The organism is Propionivibrio sp. (genome assembly GCF_049316945.1).
In the GTDB taxonomy this organism is placed as follows: Bacteria; Pseudomonadota; Gammaproteobacteria; order Burkholderiales; family Rhodocyclaceae; genus Propionivibrio.
This window is the reverse complement of record NZ_JBMOJE010000002.1, coordinates 1-26,313: the sequence shown is the minus strand read 5'-3', so window position 1 is coordinate 26,313 and position 26,313 is coordinate 1. Positions and strand designations below refer to the sequence as shown.

The following is a 26,313-nucleotide window of genomic DNA, read 5'->3' as shown; positions in this document are numbered from 1 at the left end:
GGCGCTACGCGTTCAATGCCATCGCCGGCAACACAGGGTGCCATGATAATTATTACTTGAATATCAATTGCTTGCATGAGTATTGAGGAGAGTGCAAAAGCTGGCACGGTACTTGAGTAGAGAAAGCTAACTTATCCTCGTTAGCCGCCATGACCTGTTCCTGTGACAACACGCAACGCCGCCTGACAGGCAAGTCGGCGCGGAGCAAAATGGCATGACGCATTTCCGGCAGATAGCGGACACCCGATCGAGCAGCTTCGCTTACTTGCTGGCGGACATGGGCAAGCGGGAGGCCATCTTGATCGACCCGGTCGACGACAAGGCGACGCTCTATCTGGCACTGCTCGATGAACTGCAGTTGCGCCTGACGCATCTCCTGCTGACCCACGTACACAATCCGCAAGCGCCGGCGGCCGGGACATTGCGTCTGAGTACCGGGGCCATTCTGGCTGCTGGTGCACAAAGCGGCTTGATCCATGCCGACCGGCTGCTGCAGGAGGGCGAGTACATCGTTTTCGGCGATGAGTTGCTGCGTGCCTTATCCACCCCGGGGCATACCCGCGGCTGCATCAGCTATCTGTGGCGCGACCGCGTGTTTACCGGCGATACGCTGCTGATCGGCGATTGCGGGGCAACCAATGCGGCCGACAGCGATCCCGGAATGCTGTTCGACAGCCTGACGCGCCACCTGCTGACCTTGCCCGACGAAACGCTGGTTTACCCGGCCCATGATTTTTCCGGCCGGCGCGTCAGTTGCATCGGCGAGGCGCGCGAGAAGAACCCCAAACTCACCGGCATCACGCGCGACGAGTTCATCCAGCGGCAGCGCCAAGCCACGACACCCCAATCATCCGAAGCAAACAACTAACACCACCCGTCAGAAAGAGTCGATATGAAACAAGTCAATGAGGCAACTGTTCCAGAAGTTGCCAAGGTCAGCGAAACAGTCAGCCTGTTCGAAGAACACAAGACGATTTACATGCGTTCAGTTAGCGGCGTGTTCAACAACTGGCGCTGGGTGATGGTCTTTGTAACCCAGGCCATTTTTTACGGGCTATGCTGGATCGACTGGAACGGTCGGCAAGCCGTTCTGTTCCACCTCGTCGAACGCAAGTTCTACATTTTCGGCATGGTTTTCTGGCCGCAGGATGCGATTTATCTCGCCATCCTGCTGGTCATCTCAGCCTACGGATTGTTCTTGTTCACGGCCATGGCCGGGCGGGTGTTCTGCGGTTACGCCTGTCCACAGACGGTTTATACCGAAATATTCATGTGGATAGAGCGCAAGGTCGAAGGCGAGCGGCCAGCCCGCATCAAGCTCGATCAACAGCCGATGTCCAGCCGCAAGTTGCGCCTGAAAGTCACTAAACACGGGCTATGGCTTCTGCTCGGTCTATGGACCGGACTGACATTTGTCAGCTACTTCACGCCAGTCAAGGAGGTGATGCACGCGATTACCAGCGGCAGCCTCGGCGGGTGGGAAACCTTCTGGATTTTTGGCTATGGCGGAATGACCTATCTGTTTGCCGGTTTCATGCGCGAGCAGGTGTGCAAATACATGTGCCCCTACGCCCGCTTCCAGAGCGTGATGTTCGACCCCGACACGCTGATCGTGACCTACGACACCGAGCGTGGCGAACCGCGCGGTGTGCGCCGGAAAAACGCGCCAGCAAAACAAACAGCACTCGGCGAATGCGTCGATTGCAACATCTGCGTCCAGGTCTGCCCGACCGGCATCGACATCCGCAACGGGCTGCAATACGAGTGCATTGGCTGCGCCGCCTGTGTCGACGCCTGCGACCAGATCATGGACAAGATGAGCTTTCCGCGTGGCCTGATCCGCTATTCGACCGAAAACGCGCTGGCCCAGCACATGAGCCGCAAGGAAATGTTCGCCCACGTCCGTCGCCCTCGCGTGCTGCTCTACAGCGCGATCCTGGTGGCCATCATCACCGCCGCCGGGTGGTCGCTGGCGCACCGCATCCCGCTCAAGGTCGATGTCCTGCGCGACCGTTCGATGCTGTCGCAGGAAATGGACGATGGGCGGATCGAAAACATCTATACCTTGCGCATCATGAATACCGACGAATTCGAGCATAGCTACCGCATCGGCGTTGAAGGACTGAAGTCCATCAGCCTGTCCTCGGGGCAGATTCTGAAAGTGCCGGCGGCCACCCTGCAATCGTTTTTGATCGGCGTGAATACCGATGCTGATTCCGGCAAGCAGGGCGCCAATCCGATCCTGTTTTCTATCGAAGCCTCCGAGGATGCAGCGATCAAAACCAGGGAGAAAGCCTCGTTCATGCTGCCTTGAAAGCGCTGAACTGGGCCTTCAATACAAACCGTTAAACAACTCGGAGCTTTGCTATGTATAAGGTCGAACTTCACACTGGTCCACGCATCGATGTGGCCTATCGCGCTTATTCTTTCAGCTATTCAGTCGATGGGTCATTTCCCAACCCCCTTGAGGCCTTCTACGCCTCTTTAGCGGGTTGTGCCGGCGTGTACGCGAAAAAATCCTGTAAAAAACTTGGAATTTCCGATGAGGGTATTGCGATTAACGTCCGTCCCGTCGTCAAGGCGAACAACCCGCTGATGCCCGACAAGTTGCTGACTTCGGTCAAGTTTCCCGCGCACATCGAGTCGAGTGCCCGTGCCGTTATTCTTGAATCAATCGAGAACTGTGCCGTCAAGGAGTTGGTCAAGCTGGGTGCCGACATTCAATTCTCGGTGGTCGACGCAAGCTGAGCAGTAACAATCAATCAATGGAGAACTTGATGTTCAAGAGCGCACACGAACTGGTTCAAGAAGCCAGGAAATCAATCAAGGAATGCCTTCCTGCCGAGATTCACGACAAGATGGCTATTCCGGATACCCTGCTGGTCGACGTTCGTGAGCCTGACGAATATCAGCAGGGGCATCTCTCGGGGGCCGAGAACATCCCGCGCGGGCTCCTGGAATTCAAGATTTCCAATGAACCAACGCTGCAGAATCTGACACGTCCCATCATCGTCTATTGCAAGAACAGCGGGCGCGCCGCGCTGTCCGTTGTGGCAATGCAGGCGATGGGGTTCAAGAACGTGGTGTCGCTGGCCGGTGGAATCGAGGCCTGGGTAGCTGATGACCGGGCAGTGGACAAACCCCGTGTGATCGCTTTTGAGTAAGAGAACGGAAAACCTGTACTTTCCATCAGAGCGCCATTGATGGGTGAGGCGGGTGTCTTTGCAATAGTACTCTGGGCGTTTGCTGTCGTCCTGCTCGCCAGTCTGGCCATGCTCGGCATCAATCGCCTGATTCGCTCCAGTCTGGCTGCACCGTGCGTACGCGAAACCGGCATGCCGGATGGCTTGCCGTGGCGCGAAGTGCAGATTCCCACGGTGCGCGGCATGACCCTGTTCGGCTGGTTCATCCCGGCGGCCGACGGTGCGCCGGCACTGGCCATTGTTCATGGCTGGGGTGGCAATGCCGAAATGATGTTGCCCTTGGCAAAACCACTGCATGCAGCCGGGTATTCTCTTCTATTATTCGATGCACGCAGCCATGGTCGCAGCGATGTCGATACCTTCGCCTCCTTGCCGCGCTTTGCCGAAGACCTGGAACAGGCGGTCGACTGGCTGCAAGCGCAGCCCGAAGTGGATGCGCAGCGCGTCGGCGTTATCGGGCATTCGGTAGGGGCCGGCGCCGGGCTGCTGCTGGCATCGCGGCGACGGGATCTGTTCGCGGCTGTAAGTCTGGCCGCCTTTGCCCATCCGGCGGGGATCATGCGGCGCTGGCTGCAACTCAAGCGGATTCCCTACTGGCCGCTCGGCGCCTACATTCTTTTCTACATCCAGCGCGTCATCGGCTACCGCTTTGACGACATCGCGCCGTGCCACACCATCAGCGCGGTGAATTGCCCGGTATTGCTGGCGCACGGCACCGAGGATGACATGGTGCCGGTCAGCGAAGCGCAGGAAATTTACGCCAACCGCCGCGACGAGAAGGTTCGCCTGTTGCTGATGCCCGGCAGCCATGACGAATACGCAGAAATGGAACGCCACATCGGGACGGTGATCAGCTTTCTCGATGAAGCCAGGCGAGCAGGAGAAGCCCGGTAGGGTGCGCAAATTATTTTCCTTGCGCACGCGGAATCCCCCGCGTGCACCGACGTGCTTGATCCCCTTGAAGGTGCGCAACGCTTCGCGTTTCACACCCTACAAAACCGCACGTGGGCACATGGCGGCGATGTCTTGATGGCTGTTTGAAACCCGCTATCCGCATTCGCAAATCGTGCGGTTTGCAAACCCTGTGTGAAACAACAGCCGGACAAACCACGGTTTTCATTACTTTCTTGAGAAACCCTTTTGTTCATTCCTGTTGTTTAGCCATGATTACGGTGCCAGGCTGGAAGCCACGCCGATAGGCGTTCTACAACCATCTATTTCTTAGAGCCAATGAATACGCTGATCTCCAGCCATAGATGATGGAGATCGCCTATTCATGCGGTCTGCAGGGCAGTACGATTTAAACTTTCTTACTCCGGATGCCCCTCGGCCTTTTCTACAACTTTCTCGGCATCAGCACCGTGTAGTCGAAGTCGAGGAGGACGCTCGAATCGTAGCTTCCGTCAGCGACTTTGTAGGGGAAGTCGGCGCAGGAACGGTCCTTGGTCGCTACGGTACGCAGCCGTAGCGCTCCGACATCGTTGCGGCCCGGCAAGGCCAGCTTTTCGAGCACTTCCGACCAGGCATAAACCGTAATCCCGGCAAAGGCCGGTGAAACGTGGCGGCCGCCATTGATGGCGACGACCTTGAAGGCATTGGCCAGCCCGTTGAAGGACAAGGACCGGGCCAGGCTGATGACGTAGCCGCCATAGACGATGCGGCGGCCAAAGCGGCCGTCTTTTTCGGCGTGCTGGTTGAAGTGCACACGGGCGGTGTTCTGGTACAGGCGGGTGGCCATCATATGTTCGCTTTCTTCGATGGTCATGCCGTCCACGTGATCGATCTTTTCGCCGACCTGGTAATCGTCCCACAAGTCGGGACTGCCGGCCAGCGCGCAGTCGTACTGGTCGACGCGGATACCCGCCGGCACGATCAGTTCGTTGGCGGCCACGGCATCTGGAAGCTCGGGCACGATGGCTTCGGGTGGCGCAGACGCTGGATCTTTCTTGCGCACCATGACCCAGCGGCAATAATCAAGGACCATTTCACCGCGCTGATTGACGCCACGCGAGCGCACGTACACGACGCCGGTCTTGCCATCGCGGTTCTCTTTCAGGCCGATCACCGTCGAATCGGAGGTCAGCGTATCGCCCGGATAGACCGGCTGGCCAAAGCGGCCAGCGGCATAACCAAGATTGGCAACGGCATTCAGGGAGATGTCCGGCACGGTCTTGCCAAAGACCATGTTGAAGGCCAGCAGATCGTCGACTGGCGAACGCGGGAAACCCATGCGTTGGGCAAAGGTGTCTGCCGAAACGCTGGCAAAGCGCGAGCCGGTCAGCGCCGTGTAAAGCGCCACGTCGCCTTCCGTAATGGTTCTCGGCGTGGCGTGGGCGATCTTCTGCCCGACGCTGAAATCCTCAAAGAAGTTACCCAGTCTGGTTTTCTGGCTCATTGGACATTCCTCCCTGTCAAACTCTGAAAAACCTTACCAGCCGTAGGCCGTGGCCAGTTCCGGATCGCGCTGGGCGACCAGACGTGCCAAATCGACGATGACCTTGGCCTGTTTCCAGGTCGCGTCATCCTGCATCTTGCCGTCGATGGTCGCCACGCCGCTGCCATCGGGCATCGCTTCGAGGATGCGCTTGGCGAACAGCACTTCCTTGACGTCCGGGCTGAAGACGCGCTTGGCAATGGCGATCTGGTTCGGCGCCAATGACCAGGCACCCGAGCAGCCCATCAGGAAAGCATTGCGGAATTGCGCTTCGCAGGCGGCTTCGTCCTTGAGGTCGCCGAACGGGCCGTAGAACGAATGCAAGCCGTGCGCCACGGCGGCATCGACCATGCGCGCGATGGTGTAGTGCCAGAGATCCTGTTGATAGAAGGCGCGCGTCGCCTTGCCTTCTTCCTCGTCGACCAGTACGCCGTAGCCGGGATGTCCGCCACCCACCCGGGTCGTCTTCATGCCGCGCGAGGCGGCCAGATCGGCCGGGCCGAGGCTCAGGCCATGCATGCGCGGACTGGCGCCGCAGATGGCTTCGACGTTGGTCACGCCTTGCGCGGTTTCAAGCAGGGCATGCAGCAGAATCGGTTTCTTGATGCCATATTTCGCTTCGAGCAGGGAAACGTATTGGTCGACGAAGTGAATATCCCACGGCCCTTCGACCTTGGGAATCATGATCACATCGACCTTGTTGCCGACGTGCTTGATGATGTCGTGCAAGTCATCGAGTATCCAGGGGCTGTTCAAGGCATTGACGCGCACCCACATCGCGGTGTCGCCGAAGTCGTTGTTGCTCAGCAGTTCGATGAAGCCGGCGCGCGCCGCATCCTTGGATTCGATCGGGATGGCGTCTTCTAGGTTGCCGCACATCACATCGCATTGTTTGGCGGTCTCGGGGGCCTTGTTGCGGATTTTCTCAATGTGCGGAGGAAAGAAATGGATCATCCGTTCCGGTCGCACCGGCAGTTCGCGCAAGGGTTGTGGCGCGCCGATGGCGAGTGGCTTGTAGAAATGAACGGGGAGCTTCATGGCATTTTCCTTTATTAAAAGAACGCGGATGGAACAGACGAAAAACAGACGGAAGTAATTGAGCTATGCAGTGCAGTTTCAGGCTGGCCCGGCGACGACGCCGTCATCGTGCAGACGGCCGACCTCGGCTTCGCTCAAGCCGAGGATGTCGAGCAGAATCTGGTCGGTGTGCTGGCCGAGAACCGGTGCCGGCATCGCCGGCAGGCGTGGTACCCGATCGAAGTCGAGCGGCGTCGCCGGCATCAGGTAGGAGCCGATGCCCGGCTGTTCGGTCATCGAGAACATCGGATTGTCGACCGAGCAATCGGGATCACTGGCAATCGCTTCGCGCACGCCGCGATAAGGGCCCCAGGTGACGCGGTTGGCATTGAGAATACTGGTCGCTTCGGCTAGCGTGCGGGCGCAGAACCATGGCTCAATGAGCGCGGCGATCTGTTGCCGGGCGCGAAAGCGGTTGCCATCATCGGCGAGGTCAAGGTCAAGCCGGGCACCGAGTTCGTTCATTGCCTGTTGCAGGCCGGTGGCTTTGAGCAGGCACCGCCACTGCATGTCGGTCAGGCCGATGATCATCAGGTGCTTGCCATCGAGCGTCGTGAAATCGCGCCCAAAAGAGCCATAGAGATAGTTGCCATGCTTTGCCCGGTCCGTGTTGTTGACCATCACTTCGGCCAGCAACCCGAGATTGCCAAGCATCGCCAGCGCCACGTCCTTCAGCGCCAGACGAACCAGTTGCCCTTCGCCGGTCAGCCGTCGGTGTCTTTCGGCGGCGAGCAGGCCGATGGCGATCATCTGCCCGCTGATGTAATCCCACGCCGGAAACGAGTCATTAACAACGTCGGATGAAGTAATTGGCCCGTTCATGAAGGGCAAGCCGACCTGTGGGTTCACGGTGTAATCCACCTCTGAACCGCCATCACGGCGCCCCATGAAGTTGAGCATGATCAGGTCGGCGCGATGGGCTTTCAGCGCTTCATAACCCAGCCAGCCTTTGGCCGGGAAGTTGGTGCTGAACAGGCCGGCGTTTTCGCCCGGTGCGCAGATCAACTGGGTCAGCAACTCCTGTCCACGCGGCTTGCGAAAATCGACGGCGATCGAACGCTTGCCCTTGTTCAGGCCAGCCCAGAACAGGCTGTGTTTTCCATCCAGGGTCAGTGGCCAGCGATTGTTGTCGAGCCCTCCGTCGATCGGGTCGAAACGAATGACCTCCGCACCAAGCTGGGCCAGGGTCATGCCACCGAGCGGCGCGGCAACAAACGCCGAGCCTTCGACGACACGCAAGCCTTTGAGAATTCCGTCCATTTTCATTTTCATTATCCCTGCGGGTGTTCAGATCACGCGCTTCTTGCGAAGTTCATCAATTTCTTGCTGGTTCATTCCGAGCAGATCGGAGAGTACTTCATCGGTATGCTGCCCGAGCTTTGGGCCGAGGTGCTTGATGCGTCCCGGCGTTGCCGACAGGCGCGGAATCACTGACGGTACGATGACCGTCTCGCCGATATCCGCCTCGTCGATAGCCACCAGATTGCGCCGGGCATGAAACTGCCGATCGCCGAAAACGTCGGCAATGCTGTTCAACGGGCCGGCCGGTGCTCCCGCCGCGAAGCAGCGCGAAAGCAGTTCTTCGCGCGGCAGCGATCCGCACCAGTCACGGACGATTTCGTTGACGTCGTGACGGCTCTCCAACCGTACCTTCTGATTCCCATAGACGTGCGCGGCCGCCAGTTCGGGTCGTCCCATGGCTTGCGCCAGTCGTTCGAACAGTTTGTCGGTGACGCACGAAATGGCCACCCACTTGCCGTTGTCCTTGGTCGGAAAATGCCCATGCGGGCAGGCAAAATCGTTGTGTGTCGGTCCGTGCCGCTCGCGCACCTTTCCGTACATTCCATAGGCCGGTGCCAGTTCGTCGGTGCAGCGAAACACCGATTCGTACAGGGCAGCGTCGATGTACTGGCCACGGCCGGTGCGCTCGCGGTGGCGCAAGGCCATCAGGATGCCGATGCAGCCATAGAGCCCGGTAAGGTAGTCGCCGATGGTGGTCGAACCCGGCGTGACCGGCGTTCCCCTCGGCATGCCCGAAAGAAAGGCGATCCCGCCGACCGCGTGCGCGACGCGGGCAAATCCGGGGCGGTCCTTGTAGGGGCCGGTTTGCCCGTAGCCGGTAACGCGCAGCATGATCAGGCGCGGGTTGATCTTTTGCAGCACCTCCCAGCCCAGTCCCCATTTTTCGAGCGTCCCGGGCCGGAAGTTTTCGCACAGCACGTCCGACTGCTCGATCAGTTTCTTGAACAGTTCGACGCCTTCCGGCAGGTGCAGGTCGAGGGTTACCGATTTCTTGTTGCGTGCTTCGCTCAGCCAGGCCAGCGTGTCCTTGCGCTTGGTAGGCGTGCCGAAGTAACGCATCGGATCGCCGCCCTTGGGGTTTTCAACCTTGATTACATCGGCGCCGAATTCACCGAGAATGCAGGCGCTGTAGGGGGCGGCAATGACCGTGGCGGCGTCGATGACACGAATGCCTTCGAGCGGGAGCCGGGTTCCGGTCTGTTCAGTGGTCATGTTGGAGTCCTCGCGATGGTCTGTTCAGATGATCTTGCGTTGCCGCAACCGCTGTATTTCCTGCGCCGAAATCCCGAGCAGTTCGCGCAGGACTTCATACGTCGCATTGCCCAGCGGTGGCCCAAGATTGGAGATCCTGCCCGGCGTCTCGGACAGCGTCGGCACCACACCGGGAACCACCACTTCACCCAGCCCTTCCTCTTTCAGGCGGGCCAGGTTGCCGCGCGCCAGGAAATGCTCGTCCTCAAAAATGTCGGCAATGCTGTTGACCTTGCCGATCGGCACTTCGCCGTCGATGCACAACTTCATTATCTCGTCGCGGGTCAGCGAGCCAACCCATTCGATGACGATCCGGTTGACCTCGTCGCGCGCTGCCAGGCGCTTGCGCTGATTGCCATAGACTTCGGCCGAAGCAAGTTCCGGCCGGCCCATCGCGGCCGCAATGCGTTCGAACATCTTGTCGGTGGTGCACGCGATGGCGACCCACTTGTCATCGACGGTGCGGAAATGTCCGTGTGGAACGGCAACGTAGCTGCCAGCGCCTTCGCGCTCGCGAACCTTGCCGAACAGGCCGTAGGCGGCGGCGATCTCGTCCATCTGGCGGAAAACGGCTTCGTAGATGCCGATGTCGATGATCTGCCCTTCGCCGGTGGCTTCGCTGTGACGCAGTGCCAGCAGGATGCCGATGGCGCCATAGAGGCTGGACAGATAGTCACCCAGCGGCGTGGTACCGGGAACCACCGGAGTTTCGCCGGGAAAACCGGCGAGGTAGGAAAGTCCGGCGAAGCCATGGGCGATGTGCGCGAAGCCCGAACGATTGCGATACGGCCCGGTCTGCCCGTATCCGGAGACCCGCAGCATCACCAGGCCGGGGTTGGCCTTGCTCAACACGTCCCAGCCGAGCCCCCATTCCTCCATCGTGCCGGGTCGGAAGTTCTCGATCAGCACGTCGGACTTGGCAACCAGTTTCAGAAACAGTTCGACGCCCTCCTGCTGACGCAGGTCGAGGGTCACCGATTTTTTGTTGCGGCCTTCGCTCAGCCAGGCCAGCGTCGCATCGTGGCGTTTCGATGCCGTTCCGAAACGCCGCATCGGATCACCGGCAATCGGATGCTCGACCTTGAGAATTTCTGCGCCGAATTCGCCAAGCATCGATGCGGCATAAGGACCGGCCAGAAAAGTGCCGACGTCGATGACGCGCACACCGCTCATCGGCAGGTTTTCATTGTCGGGCAAGCGCTCCTGATCCTGGCCGTCCTGCTGCGGCTGAGGGCTGGCTGGTGTTTCGTCCGCATTGGCCGCAGATCCAGACCTTAGCGGGGCAGACTTCGTGGTACCTGCTCCCTGTTTCATAGTCGCTCCTCTCGACAGCCGTGCCTTGAAACGCTTTAAAACCATCATTTCGCGCCAGGTCCGGCGGCGAAGAATAGCAAAACAATAAAATAAGGGCAAATGGGGAAATTGATTGGCCTAAGGTGAATGACTGATCGTCTTATTCGATTCAGCACTGATCGTGCGGCAACTTGAGTTCGCCCTCATGCTGTGTTGTACTTGCCAAATTGTTAAGGCAAAAACGAAAGGAATAAGTTCATGACCGACACGACAACGGATTTCTCCCAGTGGATTGGCCGCCGCGAGATAACCGAAGATGACCTGAGCCTGACGCCGGCGCTGGCCGCGGCGGCCACGCTCGATGACACGGTGACGCATTTCGGGAAAGGCAGCGCACTACCGCCGTTGTGGCACTGGTTCTACTTTCTGCCGAGAGCGCCGCAAACGCAGCTTGACGTCGACGGGCATCCGCAGCGTGGTGGCTTCATGCCACCGATTCCCTACCCGAGGCGGATGTTCGCCGGTGCCCGCATGCGCTTCCATCGACCGCTGGTCATTTGTCAGCCAGCGCGCCGCGAAGCCGAGATTCGCGACATCCGCCAGAAGTCGGGGCGTTCCGGGTCGCTGGCCTTTGTTTCCGTGCTCTGCAGCTATTACCAGGATGGCCAGTTGTGCATCGAGGAAGAACAGGACATCGTCTATCGTGAACCGGGTCCGGCTGTTGCCTGCCCGCAAGTCATCGACTGGCCGCCCGCTCCGCAAGGCGCCTGGTCACGTATCGTGATGCCTGACCCGAAACTGCTGTTCCGTTTTTCGGCGCTGACCTTCAATGCCCACCGGATTCATTACGACCGCCCCTACGCGACCGGCGAAGAAGGCTATCCGGGCCTGGTAGTGCACGGGCCGCTGACCGCCGTCCTGCTGATGGAACTGGTTCGACAGCATGAGCAACGGCCGGTAAAGGGATTCAGCTTCCGGGGACTGGCGCCCCTCTTCGACCTGGCCCCGTTTCGCCTGGTCGGCAGCGCAGACAACGGGCAGGTTTCCCTGGAAGCGCAGGGCCCGGATGGCGTGACAGCAATGAGCGCCAGCGCCGAAATCGCTGGGTAAGCAATCCGCCAAACAGGGATTTATAACGGCTATATGCATTCCAGGGTTGGTGCGATCCATCACGAACCAAAGTGATAGTTCACCGTCTTGTACACAACAGGGTTGGCTATCCAAGAATCCTGATAGCCCGTCCCGTGCAATAGATGAAAAACTCTAACTAGCCAGCCTTGGTCAGGCAATGCGCGGGTACTGCAGAACCGCATCCAGTGCGAGTTCCTGATGTGCGACGGCCCCGACATCCTGATCCTCCAGACCATTCCAGAATCGGAGCGGCGGGAAAAATCGGATCGCCGCCTCAGGGGAAGTTGCCGAAAAAACATTGCATGGAGCCTGGTTGTTTTCGCGGGGCTTGAGCGTGTCCGAGCATTCCACTGTTTTAACTTTATCGGGAGTGGGTGAATACGTCACATATCGGTTGTGCTGAAAGTCAATGGCTACGCTCGTGATATTCATTTATATTGCGATCAAGCGTTACGACCCGGTAGCGTGAGCCCACTAACAAAGGAGAAAAAATGTCGAATACCAGCCAGCCATCTTCAAATGTGACCGCGGATAAAGATAAGGAAGTAGATACATTTCTGGAGAGCGAGCTATCAGAAGAGGCCCTTGACAAGGTGTCTGGGGGAAGTATCAGGACAAGCAGATTATCTGTAACAGGCCCGGGAACGCAGACAGAGGACGATGTTTACGTCGGTTGATTGCAATCTAACAGCACTTCAGCGCAGGGATGAATTCGAACTACATCTCTGCTGAGAATCATTTTGGAGGAAATTCAAATGAGTAATGACGAGACGAAAGATTCCGTTAAACAAAAAAAGCAACACATCGACAACGATCCAACCCTCGAACTGACAGACGAACAACTTGCCAAAGTAAGTGGCGGACTCAAGAGAATGGTGCGAGGGGGAGACGACGACCTGAAAGATCTCGAAGTTGAACGGTAGTTCCCATCGATCCACTTTGGACGCGATTACCATGCGGTTGGGAGGTGGCGCTTGATCTCGATTCGTTGGCGAGAAACGATCAGGTAACCACCTGCCACCAGATCCTTGAAAATACGGCTAATCATTTCCCGAGAAGATCCTATGCGGTTGGCAATTTCCTGCTGCGTCAGCGGTTCGTCAATGAACCAGGTATTTCCATGCGGCCGAGCCATTTCGTGCAGAAGCTGGGCAAGGCGGCCATAGACGTCAAGCAAGGCCAAACTCTTGACGTTGCGCGCCAAGGTGCGGCTGCGTCGTATCAATTTGCCCACGAGAGCGAGCATGAAATCAGGGTGGGTTTTCAGGAATTCCCGAAATTCTTCGAGTCGTACGACGGCAAACCGCGAGGCGTCCAGGGTCATGACCGACGCAGAGCGAGAGCCAGGTTCAAGTAACATTTCACCGAAATAGTCACCCGGCCCGAACTGACCAATTACGACTTCGCGCCCCTGATCATTTGACAAGAATATCTTGACCTTGCCTGCAAGGACGAAATAAACGCTGTCGCCCTCGTCACCCTCATTGAGTATGACTGCATTTTTGGGATAAGAGCGAATCACTGCACTCGCGAGCAGGGTGGCAAGCTCGGAGGGGTTAAGGTCAGAGGAGCCTGGAAGAAGTTCCATCATGCATCGCCTGAAACTAGTGCTTGAAAGGCATAAGGTTGATGTGCAAGCGGTGAAAAGAATAGGCGCCTGCTGACTTTAAAGTGAGCGTTCATGCTGACGATGGACACCAATGTGAATTCGTTAATTGATTGAACATACAGTAACGCGGTGAGATTTAAAAGAAAATCACGTCGGTTAACAAACTGGTCAGGATATATAAAACCGCTAATTGCTCGCTCGGGTGGAGGTTGCCCTCATGCAGTTTACTGTTACCATTATCAATGGTGACAGGATTTGCTCCGAATAAACAAGGGTTCGCCCATTTTGCGCAGTCTTTCAATAACCAGCAGAAACGCCAAGAAGGCGGGGTATATGCGCAAAGTTTTATACATTCTCGGTCAGCTGACCGATCAAGACACCGACTGGTTGGCGACGGTCGGCAAGCGGCTTCAGGTCAAATCCGGTGAGATGCTGGTTCAACAAGGCGTACGTCTGGAGCAATTGTTCATTGTCCTCGATGGTGAACTCAAAGTCCTCGCTGCTCATGGCCAGGAAATAGCAAAAGTTGGGGTGGGCGATATCCTGGGAGAAATGTCTTTCGTTGATGACAGTCCCACCTCGGCTTCGGTGCAGGCAGTCAGCGATGTGCTGGTCCTGGCAGTCGAGCATCGTCTGATCAGCCAGAAAATGGCGTCAGATGCGGCTTTTGCGGCCCGCTTTTATAAGTCAATTGCGATTTTCTTAGCTGATCGCATGCGCAATGTGCTCTCTCGATTCGGTTATGGCGAGTCGCCTGACGACGTCGATGAGATGCGACTTGGGGAACTTGATGGTCACGTGCTGGATACCTTGCATCTGGCAGGAAGCAGATTCGATCGCATCCTCAAGAAGCTCATCGGTTAAGTCGGAAAAGGTCCGGAGTCCATTGGGTGCGAACCTTGGCATGATCAACACTGCAACTCTGGTTGGCTACTGCCGACGGCATCAGTCCATGGCGGTTGCTGCATTTGCGGCAGGATTGTTTATCGGCTCCGCGGCTTCGGCATTTGCTCAGACAGTCAGCGGCTTATCTTTCAATGATGCCATTCATTTGACCCTGCACAGCAATCGCGACGTGCAGATCGGCGAGACTCAGGTGCAGGTCGCAGGTGCCGTTGTGCAGCAGGCGCAGGGCGTCTTCGATCCTTTGCTTGCCATCGAAGCGCGACGTAACGAAGACCGGCGCCCCTTGAACCAGGCAGAACAATTACTTACGCCGGTTCTTACCGATCTAAGCGGCAGTGGATCCGGTTTTGATGCGAAGGTGGAGAAGCGCCTGCGATCGGGGCAGACCCTCTTGGGCAGCGCTACCTCCACCTACCTGCAGAACAACACTTCCAGGCTGTTGGGACTTCCCTCCCAGACTACCCGGTCTATTGCTTTCGGGTTGCGTGTTCCGTTGTTCAGAGGTGCTGGCGAAAGCAATGCCGCAAACGCAAACCTGAAGTCGGTCGAGCAAAGTTTCGCAGCAGCGACCGCAGAAAAACGCTTTGCAGTTTCCTTGGCACTACGGGATGCGGCGATTGCTTATTGGGAATACAGTAGCCGTTGGCGACAGTTGGAAATCTCCCGCAGCGGCGAAGAGCGGACGCTGGGTCTGCTCCAGGAGTTGCGAAAACTGGTCGCGGCGGATGAGGTTCCGGCGGCCGATATCGACCTTGCCCAAGCCAATCACTTCGAGCGAATCAATACTCGCATCAGTGCCGAGCAGGCGTTGCTGGAAGCCCAGCAGTCCATGGGAAGAAGTATGGGCCTGACCTCACAGTTGCAGAGGGAAATCGGCCAACCGCTCACCCCGCCGCCACCCCCTTCCGGAGTTTCCGACCTGCCCGGTCTAAAACTGTTGCTGGAAAGGGCGCTGCTCCGGCGCGGGGATTGGCAGGCGATCGAACTGCGCATCCTGGCTCTCGGAGAACGCTTGACCGGTGCCAGGGACCTAGCCCGGCCCCAGATTGATTTGTCCCTGTTCGTTAGTTCCAACAGTCTGCAGGAAGGCGCAAGCCTCTCTGGAGCAGCGAACCCTCTGGCTGGAAATTCCTCGGGACCATCTGTCGCTGCCATTCTTAACTTTCAGCTTCCGGTCGGTAACAATGCCGCCAACGGACTGGTCCGGCAGACATCAGCCCTGCTGACCGAAGCCGAAATCCGTCGCGAGTCGCTTCGCGCAGACATTGGTGCGGCTGTTGAAGCGTCATCGGCTCAGGTCCGCCGCTCGGCCGAGGCTATGCGTGGATCGGAGCAGATCGTCTTGCGCTACGCCAAAACCCTCGATCATGAGCGCACCCGGCGTCGACTCGGCGTCGCCACCTTGATCGATGTTGTCAATGTGGAAGATCGCTACTTCCGCGCGCTGCTTGATGATGTACAACGCCGCAGCAATTATGCCGCCAGCCTGGCCCGCCTCGGGCATGATGTCGATGCCCTGGTCGGAACAACGGGCGATCAGTTAGAAGTGAATCTCGCAAGCTTCATGCGCTTTGCCTTGCCATAAGGACGGAATCCCATGTCAGTCCGACAAAACATCTTCCGTCAGGTTTCGCTTGAGAGGCTCTCTTCTCCGGAACAACTGGATCAATTGGTCCATGTAATCACGCCGCGGGGATGGTTGCTCTGGACACCGCTAGCCGGACTCGTAATTGGTGCGCTCTTGTGGGGCTTCCTCGGTTCAGTACCGACGGTAGTCTCGGGTCGGGCCATTCTTCTCCAACGAGGCGGCCTGGCCGAGGTTAGTTCGGCGGCCCAGGGGCGAGTAACGGATTTGCTGGTCGGCATCGGGAGCCATGTTAATCGTGGACAGACGATTGTCCGCATATCCCAGCCGGAATTGACTGAACGGCAACGGCAGGCGATAGATCGTTTGGCGGAGCTTCATCGCCAGGAAGTCCGGATCAACTCGCTGCTTCTGCAGGGCGAGAACATCAGCGATGCATCGCTCAAACAACAGCAGCAGATGTATAACCAGCAGCAGAAGGCAGCCGAAGAACGTAGCCGCCTTCTGGGTGAGCGAGTGGCAGCGCAGAGAATCCTGCTGGAGCAGGGACTGATTACGCGCCAGTCACTGCTCGCCACCCAGATGGACTTGACCAACGCCCGGCTTGAGTCAGAGAACGTTCGTGTTCAAGTCCGGCAACTTGCGCTCAAGCAGTTGGACACAAAAAAGCAGGCCGAGTCCCAATTAAGCCAGATACAGTCACAGGTAGCTGAGGCGCAAAGGTCCGTAGAAGGACTTGCCGAGACCGAGCGGCTGACGACCCTCGTTGAGAGTCCGTACGCCGGTCGGGTCGTCGAGGTGCGTGTATCACCTGGAGCCTTGGTGTCACCTGGCACGCCTTTGGTCATGATCGAGCCAGAAGGCGAGGCAGCCGATGGGCTGGAGGTGGCGATCTATCTTGCCGCGAGTGACGGCAAGAAGGTAACCAAGGGCATGACGGTGCATGTAGCGCCAGCCAATGTACGACGTGAGGAATATGGTTACCTGATCGGCGAAGTATTTTATGTCTCCGACTATCCTGCAACGCAACAGAGTATGCGCAGCACCTTGCAGAATGAAGAACTGGTACGAGAGCTCTCTGGCAGTCTGTCACCGATCGAACTTCGCGCCAAGCTGGTGCGTGCCGATACGGCCAGTGGTTACCAGTGGTCTTCCAAGCAGGGGCCACCAGTGAAAGTTTCGGCCGGCACACCCGCGCAAGCCGAAATCGTGGTGCGACGACAGCCGCCCATCTCCTTGCTCATACCGGCGTTACGCCAGGCCCTGGGGGGGCTATAGATGCAACAGGCGGCCACTTCGGCTCCGGAAGGTTTTCGGCTACGGCAGGTCAAGACGCCGGTTATTCTGCAAATGGAGGCGGCGGAATGCGGCGCGGCGGCCCTGGCGAGCATTCTTGCCTTTTACGGATGCTGGGTGCCGCTGAATGAACTGCGTCTGCAGTGCGGCGTTTCTCGGGACGGCAGCAAGGCCAGCAACGTCATCAAGGCCGCCAGAGGCTACGGACTGGTCGCCCGCGGCTTCCGCAAGGAACTGGCCGCCTTGTCGGATTTGCCTTTGCCGATGATCGTATTCTGGAACTTCAATCACTTCTTGGTCGTCGAGGGTTTTACTGCAGAGGGTGTATGCCTGAATGACCCCGCAGGCGGGCGCAGAAATGCATCCTGGGAGGAATTCGACCAATCATTCACTGGCGTCGTGCTGACTTTCGAGACCACTCCGGAATTCCGGCCCTCAGGCGAACCACCCAGTGTGCTCAAGGCCTTGCTGTCCAGAGTCTCGGGATACAAGGCTGCGTTTGCCTTCTTGTCGCTGGTCGGTCTGACTATGGTCGTGCCTGGACTGGCCATCCCGGCCTTCTCCAGAATTTTCGTTGACGATTATATGATCGGCGGACAGCATTCGTGGTTGTTGCCCCTAGTCATTGGCATGACCTTGACCGCACTGCTGCGCGGCGGACTGATGGCCATCGAGAAGCATTACCTGCTGCGCATGGAGTCTTCGATCTCCATTGCAACCGGGAGCCGGCTTTTCTGGCATATGTTGCACCTGCCCATCGAGTTTTATACCCAGCGCTACGCCGGTGAGATCGGCTCACGCTTGGCCATCAGCGATCGGGTTGCACAGATGGTTTCCAGCGAACTGCCGGCCGCCGGCCTCAATCTGGTCACTGCCCTGTTTTTCCTTTCGGTGATGCTCAGCTATGACGTCGCGCTGTCACTGGTCAGTCTGAGCTTTGCCGTGGCCAACATCTGGCTGCTGCAATCGGTAGCCGGGCAGCGCAAGGCCGCGAATCAACGGCTGGCGATCGACGGCGGCAAAGTGGTCGGGACATCGATGAACGGCCTCATGCTGATGGAAACCATCAAGGCATCCGGTGCAGAATCCGATTTTTTTGAAAAGTGGGCGGGTTATCAGGCACGCTGGATGATGTCGACCCAGGCTCAGGCACGCGCCTCCTTGCTGCTCAATACGCTACCCATTACCCTTTCGGCGGTCGAAGCCGCAGCGATTGTCGGGCTTGGCGGTTTCCGGGTGATGGATGGCGCGATGACTCTTGGCATGCTGGTGGCCTTTCAGAGCCTTGCCCAGAGCTTTTCTGGACCGGTACAGTCGCTGGTCAACTTGGGATCGCAAATCCAGCAGCTTCAGGGCGACATGGATCGTCTTGATGATGTCCAACGCGTTATTCCCGAAATCGATACTGGTCTTCTGTCGACCACGGACATGCCTCAAGGCAATGCCAGGCTCCAAGGTCGAATCGAACTCTGCAACGTTACTTTTGGTTACAACCGGACGGCTCAACCACTGATTAACGACTTCTCCCTCACAGTAGAGCCCGGACAGCGTATTGCTCTGGTTGGCCCTTCGGGATGTGGGAAATCTACGGTGTCAAAGCTGTTGATGGGTCTTTATAAACCCTGGTCAGGTGAGGTGCTGCTTGATGGCCAGCCCCGGCAATTCTGGGTTCGTGATCTGCTCGCCTTATCGCTGGCGGTCGTTGATCAGGAGATCGTTCTCTTCGAAGGGAGTATTCGAGACAACCTGACCCTTTGGGATGGTACGGTTTCCGATGAGGCCCTGGTGCGAGCAGCTACCGACGCATGCATGCATGAAGCCATTGTTGAACGGCCAGGTGGTTACGATGGGCCAATCGATCAGGGTGGGCGGAATTTCAGCGGCGGACAATGCCAACGACTGGAGTTGGCTCGCGCCCTGGTCAATGAACCACGAATGCTGGTTCTTGATGAGGCCACCAGTGCGCTCGACCCCGTAGTCGAAAAGGAGATCGATCTGAATCTGCGGCGCCGCGGATGCACCTGTGTCATCGTCGCACATCGCCTTAGTACCGTGCGTGACTGTGACCGTATCTATGTTCTGCAAGAAGGCAAGATCGTTGAGGCGGGAACACATGATGAACTTTTAGCGATTCCTGCAGGAATCTACCGGCGCCTGGCGGTATCGGAATGACCCTGAACAGCGATTGGTCGTCGTGGATGCTGGCACAGGAAGCTAATGCAGTGCCGGGATCTGCGGTTGTGTGCGCAGGGCTTCCTCGTGCCTTCCTGGTCATCGACGGTGCCGTCGACCTGTTTCTCACCGAGATCAAACACGCTGGCACGGCCCAGGCATTGCGGCCTGTATGCCGGATTACGGCTGGTGACTTCCTAATCAATAACGACCTGCAGGATCAATTGCCGGGTTACCAAGCGCGCTTTGTGCCTCTACCGGGTACGCGTTTGCTTCCCCTCGATTCGCTGATGGCTGGTGGCCCGCTTCCCCCTGGAGACGAACTGGAAGCCGGCGCGGCCCGCTCGATTGGCAGCCTGATCCGCGCCGGGCGATCTTGCCTGGCGCCCTCTGAGTACCGGGAGCCCGAGCCAGCGAACCCTTTCCAGATCCGGGATGCCGAGGTATGCGCGGTTCCTTCCGGAATGAAGTGGCTGGAAGTCATCGAGGGCCAGGTAACCCTGATGGGGAACGCCGATCTGGTTTTCTCCAGCGGCTCCATGGTTTGTCTCCATGCAGACGCATGGATTGTCGGTTGCGGTAATGCTTTGCTACAGGTGGTCGATTTCCAAAAACTGCTCATCGACCACCGTCTTCTGTTGACAATGGTTAACATGCAATTGGCGCTATTGCGAGCCTTTTTGGCACGACTCACTGCCGATGACATGGCCGATGCACAACGAATTCAACTCAGGCGCGAACAGATCGGGCGGCAGATGGAGGGAGGGTTGCGGCGGCTCGCGGGCATCCTGGATCCCGGATTACCCAAAGCCACCTGGCATGGAGGCATCGATCCCGTGCTGTCAGCCTGCCGGATTGTTGGCGAACAACTGGGAATCACCTTTCCGGATCTGCCATCAAGTGCGGCGGACCTATCCAGCTACGAGCAATTGTCGCTCTTGGCGGATATGGCACATGTACAGAAACGCCGGGTGGCCTTGCGTGGGCGCTGGTGGGAAGAGGATGCCGGCCCCTTGGTTGGATTTGACATGGAAACCGGGTATCCATTCGCCATGTTGCCGGATCGGACTGGGGGTTATTCCACAGTATCTCCGCAAACCGGCGAGCGAAAAAAAATAGACTCCGTGCTGGCAGCGACTCTAGCCCATTTCGCCTACGATTTCTTCAGAAGTCTTCCGGCAAAGCCCATCGCCATTATAGATCTGGTTCGCCTGGGTCTCAGTGGCCGAAGTCGCGAAACAGGAATGGTCTTGTCCATGGCTGCGCTATTGGGCATCCTTGGCACCGTCGCCCCGTTGGCCATGGGCTATCTTTTTGACCACGTCATTCCTGAGGCGGATCAAAGCCAGCTCTTGCAAATGGTAGCCGCCTTGCTTGGAGCAGCTTTGGCCACTTTGCTCTTCTCGCTGTTTCGTTCCGAAGTCCTACTGCGTCTGGAGACCAGTTCGGAGTTGGCGATCCAGGCGGCCATCTGGGACCGTGTCTTGAAACTCCCCGTCCGGTTCTTCCGTAATTACTCGGCCGGTGATCTCGCGCAGAGAATCAACGCCGTAAACGACATCTACCAGCACCTCTCCGGCACAACAATCAGTGGGCTTCTGGGCGGCATGTTCTCGTTCCTGAATCTCGCACTGCTGTTCTATCTCTCACCACTGCTCGCGCTAATGGCCCTTGGCCTGGTGCTGATTGCGGTCGCTGTAAATGCAATTCTTGCATTTCTGATTCTTCGCAAAGAGCGTAAGTATGTCGCGCTTCAGGGCAAACTCAGCAGTCTGGTGCTCGACTTTCTCAACGGCATTGCCAAGCTTCGCGTCGCTGCGGCTGAGGGACGTGGATTCGCCCGTTGGGCAGAGAGCTTTGCCCAGGCAAAATCGTTACACATTGACGCCCAGCGTTTGCGCAATACAGCAGACGTATTCGTCTCCACATTCTCTGTCGTGGCGAGCGCAGTCATTTTTTACCTGGTAGCACAGCCTAATCCGGACGGAAATTCGGTGGGCAACTTGCTCACCACCGGAGCATTTGTTGCCTTCACGGGCATTTTTGCCAATTTTTTTCTGCAATTTATCGACCTGATCAACACCCTGCTTTCCCTTCTGCACATCCTGCCACAGATGGAACGAGCCAAACCTATTCTGGAAGCTCAGCCCGAAGCAGATCCTGTTCGAAAGCGTGTTACTGAGCTTAGAGGAAACATTTCAGCTTCGAATCTCGTCTTTCGCTACCGGCAGGATGGGCCGCCAATTCTTGACGGGGTCTCTTTTTCGGTCAGGGAGGGGGAATTCCTGGCGATTGTTGGGCCTTCGGGTTCCGGAAAATCAACGCTGATGCGCTTGTTGCTGGGTTTTGATCGGCCTGAATCAGGTTCCTTGTACTTCGACGGCAAGGATATGGAAGATCTGGATTTACAATCTTTAAGGAAGCACATGGGGGTAGTGCTTCAATCCGGACAACTGATGCCTGGAGACATTTACACCAATATTGTCGGTGCCCTGAATCTGACCGTCGAAGATGCCTGGGAAGCCGCACGCCTCTGTGGCTTGGATGCCGACATCGAAGCCATGCCAATGGGCATGCATACGATGCTTGCCGAGGGCGCTTCGACCCTGTCCGGTGGCCAGAAGCAACGCATCATGATTGCTCGAGCCATTGTCAGGCGCCCCCGTATTTTACTTTTCGATGAAGCCACCAGCGCCTTGGACAACCGTACCCAGGCACAGGTGAGTCATTCCGTAGAGCGTTTGAAGGCTACCCGCATCGCTATCGCTCACCGTTTAAGCACCATCATCAATGCTGACCGAATACTGGTGATGGATCGCGGTCGCATCGTACAGTCTGGAACCTACGCCGAACTAATGGCGCGGGGAGGTCTTTTCCGCGACCTTGCGGAACGTCAGTTGGCATGATGAGGGGCCATGCCATTTGCACTCAGCGGCATTTTCCATAAAACACGTTGGCAAAGATATTCGGTGATGATCCAGATGGCCGTTCCAACTGCACCGTCAGCGCTTCACTTCTTTATGCGGCAGGACCAAGCGCCCAAGTTGCCAGGGTCTTGCGGATCCCGGAGACGACGGGGGTGACGCGATGGAATACATGCGATGGAAAAACAACGCACGTACCTGCAACAAGGAAGCTCGGGTCAGTGTGTATCACGCCGTGTTCATCCCTTAGCTCCAACCGTCCACCGCTATATTCAGTGTTGTCACTAAGAAACAGGACGCCCGTCACTCTTCTTGCGAATCCCGACGCCCCTGTTTCCGCATCCGAACCATAGGATTCAGGGCCTTCTACTTCCCGACCATCCTGGTGCCAGCCGAAATGGCCGTTAACCCTGTAGACCGCATATTGCAGTGCTTGCAGTTCGGACAGCGGGTAATTCCATTTGCCGGCGTTTGCCAAGTCTATGAAGTGTCGCATCAGACCGGCCACCCAGGAATCAAGGGACAAGAAGGAGACCTCGCTATCGCGAAAACTCAGATCTTCCGTAACATCTTCTCCCTTGGAGATCTCAGCTTGACTCGGTGTTCGGCTTTCTCCCATTTCAAGAATTGCGTCGCAAACCGAACGAGGCACTGCCTGAAAAAAAACTGAGATTTCTTGATGTGCTGTATCCATCGGGATGTGCTTATCCTCGTGCAGAAAACTTTACTATGCGTTGCTGCTGGGCCCTATTGATCGTCAAAGAGCCGCTTTCGGTTATCCACTGTTCAGGAAAAAATAATTTCCTGGAGGTGAGGCGTCTTGTTGATGCCGTGATAAGGGCAGGCGAGCAACTCTTCATCGAGTTCCTTGAAACCTTCCATCCACGGCTGAAACCGCTGATTGTCAATGTGCAAACGACCCTCCTCGTCCAGATGCCCAATGGTATTGCGTGGATCTTTTAGCGCCAGAGCGCACTTGCCCACACGTCCATCGGCCCGGATCAGCAGGTTATTGGGATGTGCGGCATAACAGATCTCCAGCATTTTTTCCTGATACATGTGCGACGTCACAATATCCGGCAAGAGCGTTGCGAGGTGCTCGCTGGTTTTCTCGGCAATATCCCGAGGCAGGGGCTTGATGCGACCGCCGTTCGGCCCCCCGTAGTCTTCGATACATTTTAGATAGACGCTAAAGCGCGGATCGCCCCCGAAACTTCCGTTGATTTCGCGGCAGAGTGCCTCAGATTCCGCTGGATCACACCCGCCGAAATGCAGACGCAATTCAATTTGAAAGTCATAAGTGCTTTGTCGCAGTCCCTGCAAGTTTTTCCAGAGTGTGTCAAAAGTCCCTTTGCCTGACATCAAGGGTCTGGTGGCATCATGCGTTTCTCCAAGCCCGTCAAGAGAAATCTGGAAATACGACTGGTTGGCCTTGGTCAGCCTCTCCATCACGCTCGGGGTCAGGAGGTAGCCATTGGTCGTCATGACGCCCCTGGTATGAACAACCCCATGTTCACGACAACGACGATCAACGTGCTCGGAAATATCGAAGACAATGTCCTTCGCCACCAGGGGCTCCCCGCCAAACCAGGACAAGGCAATGTAGGTCAGTCCGTCAATCCGGCGATCAATGAGTTGCTTGATTCCTTCAACCAGTTCCGGCTTCATTTTCCCTGCACTGAAATCCTCGTAGCAGTAAACGCAGCGAAAATTACATTGCTCTGTCGGGAGTATCATCAAGGTCAACGACCGGGGCGACAAGGCTATCGCCAGTTCCTGCTGAGAAGGAAAGTCTCGATTTTCCATGGAATCCTCTTGAATCATGAGTGTCACAATGGATGCAAGCCTGAGTAGCATGCTTGCATTTGTACAAGATCCACACCCGGAGAAGTCCCCGGTCCTTGATCCAAGGACCGGGAAAACAGCCGGTTCAACACTTTAGAATGCTTCGTGCTGCGTCATTATCACGATCGACAAGCACTACCGACGGTGCACTTCGTCACTGATGGGCAGCACACTTGCATAATTTTTCTCGCGCCACCGGACACCTCGCCAAGCTCCTCTTCGTTTAATTCAAACCGACCTGCGTCATCGAGTTTGACGCCACTGGTATCGGGGCCTTTTTTTTCTTTATCTGCAGATTCTGGCTTCGAGTCTTTAGTCATTGTAGTCTCCAAAAAAATACGAAATTCCCGCCGTTTGCACCGGGGTGGCGAGTAAGTTCCCCGTCGGATGCCTCCCGCTGAGCTGAGATTCAAGCCAGTTTTCAAACAATACACATGTATCAAGATATTGGCGAGTGCAACATGTCGCTGCACTGTTGTGACCAATTCACTATGTTTTAGTATCTCAAGGGCGCTATCTTGACTATCTGCGTTGCTGAGTTTCACGAAAGAAAATGGAATTGCCAGAAAGTCTGGAATCCAAGCAATAGTCATGCAAAAGTCATCAGGCGGCTTACAGTCCGAAGCGGGCGTTGGTTACCCGAACCAACCGACGACACCCAGCGCATGATAGGTTCTGGAGAAAAAGAATAGGAACTGATTGATCCATTCGACAGCGAAAATTCGCGAGTTCCAGTGCAGTGCAGATCTAAGCAATTTCGCGCTGTTTGCGATGCCTTAGGAAAAATATCCTGAATGCACGAGCTTGATGGAAGAGTACATGGGGTAGCGACGGAGCCTTACTTTATAACTCCCAGGCGCTACAAAAAGCCTTCCACCAAGCTCTGTACATTGACCCGTGCCTTCAGCTTGGCGGCCAGCAGATATAGTCCGCCGAGTTTGCGATGCAGGAATAGGGCATTGGCCGGCGGGGTATGCCAGAGATCCTTTTCCCGGCTCAAAGCCAGACCGGCATCGCGGATGCGTGCGGCGAGGTCCGATTGTCCGAAATCATAGTTGCCGGTGTGGCTCAGGGGTTCGCAGGCTTGCGAGAAAATATCGAGAACCGCCTGACGGTGCTTTTCCTGAATGGCGGCCTTGAAATAGCCGATATCCGAGGCGGCCAGGCTCATCGCCGGTCGATTTCCGGCAATGGCGCTGCCCATCAGCCGACGATAGGCATTGACCATGGCGGGCGGATAGGCGCGGGTGGCGCCGAAGTCGAGCAGGATCAGTTGGCGCGATGACGTGTTGTAGTGATAGTTGGCAAAGTTCGGGTCGGTCTGGATCAGCTGGAATTCAAAAATCTCACGAAACAGCAGGGTGATCAACAGCCCGACCACGCGATCACGCTCGGTCTGCGGGGCGTGTATCAACGATTCGACCGGCACGCCCTCCATATAGGACATGGCCAGAACGTTCTCTGTCGTCAGATCGGCTTGCAATTCAGGCAGGACAAACTCGGGGTTGTTGGCCAACAGGCCTCCGTATTGGTCCAGCCAGGCACCTTCGCGCAGGTAGTCGGCTTCGGCGTGCAACTGGCGCTTGGCATCCTGCAATAGCGGTTTGATGTCCAGCCCTTTGGGCAGCAGGCCGGAAATGCGCAGCAGGGTGGCGACATTGTCGATGTCGCTGTCGATGCTCTGGCGCACACCGGGATACTGGACCTTGATCGCCAGGTGCCGTCCATCCAGCGTCTGTGCAAGGTGCACCTGACCGATGGATGCGGCCGCCAGCGGAGTGAAGGAGAACTTCCGGAAATGCCGGTCCCAGCCTTCGCCCCAGTTGGCATCGAGTACGGCCACCAGCTGGCTCATCGGCATAGGCCGGGCCTCGGCACGCAGCCTGGCCAGAATTTCAGCCAGCTCGGGCGGTAAGAAATCTCCCGCATCCATGGACATCATCTGTCCGACTTTCATCGCCGCACCGCGCAATTGCGCAAGCTGAGCCGTGACCCGACGGGCATTGGCGGGTGTCAGCAACATATCCCCGAGCCGGGGGCGCTGGCCTTGAGCAAACTGGCGCATCCCTTCGGCCAACATGCCGCCAGCGATGCCGGTGGCCAGGCTACCCATTCTGGCCATTCGTGACCAGCGTCCGCTGGGGACGGGCGAGGTTATGCTGTCGGGATTCTTCCCGCTCATTCAGGAAGTGGTGGATGCGGACTGTCCGCCTTCTTGTTACCCGTTGGCGTATCCGAATCTTCAAGCGGATAGGCGTCGGCGACATAGGCCGGGCCTTTCATCA

At 57.1% G+C, this 26,313-nt stretch carries 24 protein-coding genes; 13 read left to right on the top strand and 11 right to left on the bottom strand.

The genetic code is table 11. The features are described 5' to 3' along the window. The first annotated feature begins 214 nt into the window (after positions 1-214). The 5 genes from ACOYNV_RS00760 to ACOYNV_RS00740 are packed head-to-tail and all read left to right on the top strand — an operon-like array spanning position 215 to position 4,097. The gene (locus ACOYNV_RS00760; protein WP_422897821.1) at positions 215-868 is read left to right on the top strand and encodes an MBL fold metallo-hydrolase; all 654 of its coding nucleotides are present in this window, start codon (positions 215-217) and stop codon (positions 866-868) included. A gap of 24 nt (positions 869-892) precedes the next feature. After that, complete coding sequence (gene ccoG / locus ACOYNV_RS00755; RefSeq protein ID WP_422897820.1) at positions 893-2,314, top strand: cytochrome c oxidase accessory protein CcoG; 1,422 nt, start codon at positions 893-895, stop codon at positions 2,312-2,314. A 53-nt stretch (positions 2,315-2,367) separates the two neighbouring features. Next, positions 2,368-2,748, top strand: a complete 381-nt coding sequence (locus ACOYNV_RS00750; RefSeq protein WP_422897819.1) for an OsmC family protein — start codon at positions 2,368-2,370, stop codon at positions 2,746-2,748. Between the two features lie 29 nt (positions 2,749-2,777). Beyond that, positions 2,778-3,164 (top strand): rhodanese-like domain-containing protein, encoded by a 387-nt coding sequence (locus ACOYNV_RS00745; protein WP_422897818.1) that lies wholly within the window; start codon positions 2,778-2,780, stop codon positions 3,162-3,164. Positions 3,165-3,203: 39 nt separating this feature from the next. Then, positions 3,204-4,097, top strand: coding sequence for an alpha/beta hydrolase (locus tag ACOYNV_RS00740; protein ID WP_422897817.1), 894 nt, complete (start codon positions 3,204-3,206; stop codon positions 4,095-4,097). Positions 4,098-4,539: 442 nt separating this feature from the next. Here ACOYNV_RS00740 and ACOYNV_RS00735 read toward each other — a convergent pair whose 3' ends face one another. The 5 genes from ACOYNV_RS00735 to ACOYNV_RS00715 all read right to left on the bottom strand — a co-directional run bounded on the left by ACOYNV_RS00735 (position 4,540) and on the right by ACOYNV_RS00715 (position 10,581). Continuing rightward, positions 4,540-5,598 (bottom strand): MaoC family dehydratase, encoded by a 1,059-nt coding sequence (locus ACOYNV_RS00735; protein ID WP_422897816.1) that lies wholly within the window; start codon positions 5,596-5,598, stop codon positions 4,540-4,542. Between the two features lie 33 nt (positions 5,599-5,631). Further along, entirely contained in the window at positions 5,632-6,675 is a 1,044-nt protein-coding gene (locus ACOYNV_RS00730) for an HpcH/HpaI aldolase/citrate lyase family protein (RefSeq protein WP_422897815.1), read from the bottom strand. A gap of 78 nt (positions 6,676-6,753) precedes the next feature. Continuing rightward, positions 6,754-7,980 (bottom strand): 2-methylfumaryl-CoA isomerase, encoded by a 1,227-nt coding sequence (locus tag ACOYNV_RS00725; RefSeq protein ID WP_422897814.1) that lies wholly within the window; start codon positions 7,978-7,980, stop codon positions 6,754-6,756. Positions 7,981-8,001: 21 nt separating this feature from the next. Continuing rightward, complete coding sequence (locus ACOYNV_RS00720) at positions 8,002-9,228, bottom strand: CaiB/BaiF CoA transferase family protein (protein WP_422897813.1); 1,227 nt, start codon at positions 9,226-9,228, stop codon at positions 8,002-8,004. Between the two features lie 24 nt (positions 9,229-9,252). Continuing rightward, complete coding sequence (locus ACOYNV_RS00715) at positions 9,253-10,581, bottom strand: CaiB/BaiF CoA transferase family protein (RefSeq protein ID WP_422897812.1); 1,329 nt, start codon at positions 10,579-10,581, stop codon at positions 9,253-9,255. Positions 10,582-10,818: 237 nt separating this feature from the next. Here ACOYNV_RS00715 and ACOYNV_RS00710 point away from each other — a divergent pair, with 237 nt between their 5' ends. Then, positions 10,819-11,670, top strand: coding sequence for an acyl-CoA dehydrogenase (locus ACOYNV_RS00710; protein WP_422897811.1), 852 nt, complete (start codon positions 10,819-10,821; stop codon positions 11,668-11,670). A 171-nt stretch (positions 11,671-11,841) separates the two neighbouring features. On the opposite strand, the gene ACOYNV_RS00705 is transcribed toward ACOYNV_RS00710, so the two are convergent. Beyond that, positions 11,842-12,123, bottom strand: coding sequence for a hypothetical protein (locus ACOYNV_RS00705; protein ID WP_422897810.1), 282 nt, complete (start codon positions 12,121-12,123; stop codon positions 11,842-11,844). Between the two features lie 59 nt (positions 12,124-12,182). Between ACOYNV_RS00705 and ACOYNV_RS00700 the strand changes: the two genes are divergently transcribed. Next, on the top strand, positions 12,183-12,368 hold the full coding sequence (locus ACOYNV_RS00700) for a hypothetical protein (protein ID WP_422897809.1): 186 nt from the start codon (positions 12,183-12,185) through the stop codon (positions 12,366-12,368). Positions 12,369-12,446: 78 nt separating this feature from the next. Then, complete coding sequence (locus ACOYNV_RS00695) at positions 12,447-12,614, top strand: bacteriocin (RefSeq protein ID WP_422897808.1); 168 nt, start codon at positions 12,447-12,449, stop codon at positions 12,612-12,614. Positions 12,615-12,640: 26 nt separating this feature from the next. Here ACOYNV_RS00695 and ACOYNV_RS00690 read toward each other — a convergent pair whose 3' ends face one another. Beyond that, positions 12,641-13,282, bottom strand: a complete 642-nt coding sequence (locus ACOYNV_RS00690) for a Crp/Fnr family transcriptional regulator (protein ID WP_422897807.1) — start codon at positions 13,280-13,282, stop codon at positions 12,641-12,643. Positions 13,283-13,633: 351 nt separating this feature from the next. Between ACOYNV_RS00690 and ACOYNV_RS00685 the strand changes: the two genes are divergently transcribed. The 5 genes from ACOYNV_RS00685 to ACOYNV_RS00665 are packed head-to-tail and all read left to right on the top strand — an operon-like array spanning position 13,634 to position 22,165. Beyond that, positions 13,634-14,164: a cyclic nucleotide-binding domain-containing protein gene (locus ACOYNV_RS00685; protein WP_422897806.1), complete on the top strand. Its 531-nt coding sequence runs from the start codon at positions 13,634-13,636 to the stop codon at positions 14,162-14,164. Between the two features lie 40 nt (positions 14,165-14,204). Continuing rightward, complete coding sequence (locus ACOYNV_RS00680) at positions 14,205-15,791, top strand: TolC family protein (protein WP_422897805.1); 1,587 nt, start codon at positions 14,205-14,207, stop codon at positions 15,789-15,791. Positions 15,792-15,803: 12 nt separating this feature from the next. Further along, a complete protein-coding gene (locus ACOYNV_RS00675) occupies positions 15,804-17,069 on the top strand; it encodes an NHLP bacteriocin system secretion protein (protein ID WP_422897804.1) in 1,266 nt (421 codons plus the stop codon). Then, the gene (locus ACOYNV_RS00670; RefSeq protein ID WP_422897803.1) at positions 17,070-19,259 is read left to right on the top strand and encodes an NHLP family bacteriocin export ABC transporter peptidase/permease/ATPase subunit; all 2,190 of its coding nucleotides are present in this window, start codon (positions 17,070-17,072) and stop codon (positions 19,257-19,259) included. Further along, entirely contained in the window at positions 19,256-22,165 is a 2,910-nt protein-coding gene (locus ACOYNV_RS00665; protein WP_422897802.1) for an NHLP bacteriocin export ABC transporter permease/ATPase subunit, read from the top strand. Before ACOYNV_RS00670 ends, ACOYNV_RS00665 begins: the two co-directional genes overlap by 4 nt. A 112-nt stretch (positions 22,166-22,277) precedes the next feature. On the opposite strand, the gene ACOYNV_RS00660 is transcribed toward ACOYNV_RS00665, so the two are convergent. From ACOYNV_RS00660 to ACOYNV_RS00645, 4 genes are all read right to left on the bottom strand, one after another. Then, positions 22,278-22,877, bottom strand: coding sequence for a 2OG-Fe(II) oxygenase (locus ACOYNV_RS00660; protein ID WP_422897801.1), 600 nt, complete (start codon positions 22,875-22,877; stop codon positions 22,278-22,280). A gap of 92 nt (positions 22,878-22,969) precedes the next feature. Then, the gene (locus ACOYNV_RS00655; RefSeq protein WP_422897800.1) at positions 22,970-23,989 is read right to left on the bottom strand and encodes a radical SAM protein; all 1,020 of its coding nucleotides are present in this window, start codon (positions 23,987-23,989) and stop codon (positions 22,970-22,972) included. 158 nt (positions 23,990-24,147) lie between these two features. Continuing rightward, positions 24,148-24,621 carry a hypothetical protein gene (locus tag ACOYNV_RS00650; protein ID WP_422897799.1) on the bottom strand — a complete coding sequence of 158 codons (474 nt, stop codon included), beginning with the start codon at positions 24,619-24,621 and terminating at the stop codon, positions 24,148-24,150. 266 nt (positions 24,622-24,887) lie between these two features. After that, a complete protein-coding gene (locus ACOYNV_RS00645) occupies positions 24,888-26,141 on the bottom strand; it encodes an ABC1 kinase family protein (RefSeq protein ID WP_422897798.1) in 1,254 nt (417 codons plus the stop codon). Positions 26,142-26,313: the final 172 nt, after the last annotated feature.

Coding starts and splice junctions, on each gene's coding strand:
- ACOYNV_RS00760 (WP_422897821.1), top strand. CDS start 215: ATGACGCATTTCCGGCAGATAGCGGACACCCGATCGAGCAGCTTCGCT.
- ccoG (WP_422897820.1), top strand. CDS start 893: ATGAAACAAGTCAATGAGGCAACTGTTCCAGAAGTTGCCAAGGTCAGC.
- ACOYNV_RS00750 (WP_422897819.1), top strand. CDS start 2,368: ATGTATAAGGTCGAACTTCACACTGGTCCACGCATCGATGTGGCCTAT.
- ACOYNV_RS00745 (WP_422897818.1), top strand. CDS start 2,778: ATGTTCAAGAGCGCACACGAACTGGTTCAAGAAGCCAGGAAATCAATC.
- ACOYNV_RS00740 (WP_422897817.1), top strand. CDS start 3,204: ATGGGTGAGGCGGGTGTCTTTGCAATAGTACTCTGGGCGTTTGCTGTC.
- ACOYNV_RS00735 (WP_422897816.1), bottom strand. CDS start 5,598: ATGAGCCAGAAAACCAGACTGGGTAACTTCTTTGAGGATTTCAGCGTC.
- ACOYNV_RS00730 (WP_422897815.1), bottom strand. CDS start 6,675: ATGAAGCTCCCCGTTCATTTCTACAAGCCACTCGCCATCGGCGCGCCA.
- ACOYNV_RS00725 (WP_422897814.1), bottom strand. CDS start 7,980: ATGAAAATGGACGGAATTCTCAAAGGCTTGCGTGTCGTCGAAGGCTCG.
- ACOYNV_RS00720 (WP_422897813.1), bottom strand. CDS start 9,228: ATGACCACTGAACAGACCGGAACCCGGCTCCCGCTCGAAGGCATTCGT.
- ACOYNV_RS00715 (WP_422897812.1), bottom strand. CDS start 10,581: ATGAAACAGGGAGCAGGTACCACGAAGTCTGCCCCGCTAAGGTCTGGA.
- ACOYNV_RS00710 (WP_422897811.1), top strand. CDS start 10,819: ATGACCGACACGACAACGGATTTCTCCCAGTGGATTGGCCGCCGCGAG.
- ACOYNV_RS00705 (WP_422897810.1), bottom strand. CDS start 12,123: ATGAATATCACGAGCGTAGCCATTGACTTTCAGCACAACCGATATGTG.
- ACOYNV_RS00700 (WP_422897809.1), top strand. CDS start 12,183: ATGTCGAATACCAGCCAGCCATCTTCAAATGTGACCGCGGATAAAGAT.
- ACOYNV_RS00695 (WP_422897808.1), top strand. CDS start 12,447: ATGAGTAATGACGAGACGAAAGATTCCGTTAAACAAAAAAAGCAACAC.
- ACOYNV_RS00690 (WP_422897807.1), bottom strand. CDS start 13,282: ATGATGGAACTTCTTCCAGGCTCCTCTGACCTTAACCCCTCCGAGCTT.
- ACOYNV_RS00685 (WP_422897806.1), top strand. CDS start 13,634: ATGCGCAAAGTTTTATACATTCTCGGTCAGCTGACCGATCAAGACACC.
- ACOYNV_RS00680 (WP_422897805.1), top strand. CDS start 14,205: ATGATCAACACTGCAACTCTGGTTGGCTACTGCCGACGGCATCAGTCC.
- ACOYNV_RS00675 (WP_422897804.1), top strand. CDS start 15,804: ATGTCAGTCCGACAAAACATCTTCCGTCAGGTTTCGCTTGAGAGGCTC.
- ACOYNV_RS00670 (WP_422897803.1), top strand. CDS start 17,070: ATGCAACAGGCGGCCACTTCGGCTCCGGAAGGTTTTCGGCTACGGCAG.
- ACOYNV_RS00665 (WP_422897802.1), top strand. CDS start 19,256: ATGACCCTGAACAGCGATTGGTCGTCGTGGATGCTGGCACAGGAAGCT.
- ACOYNV_RS00660 (WP_422897801.1), bottom strand. CDS start 22,877: ATGGATACAGCACATCAAGAAATCTCAGTTTTTTTTCAGGCAGTGCCT.
- ACOYNV_RS00655 (WP_422897800.1), bottom strand. CDS start 23,989: ATGGAAAATCGAGACTTTCCTTCTCAGCAGGAACTGGCGATAGCCTTG.
- ACOYNV_RS00650 (WP_422897799.1), bottom strand. CDS start 24,621: ATGACTATTGCTTGGATTCCAGACTTTCTGGCAATTCCATTTTCTTTC.
- ACOYNV_RS00645 (WP_422897798.1), bottom strand. CDS start 26,141: ATGGGTAGCCTGGCCACCGGCATCGCTGGCGGCATGTTGGCCGAAGGG.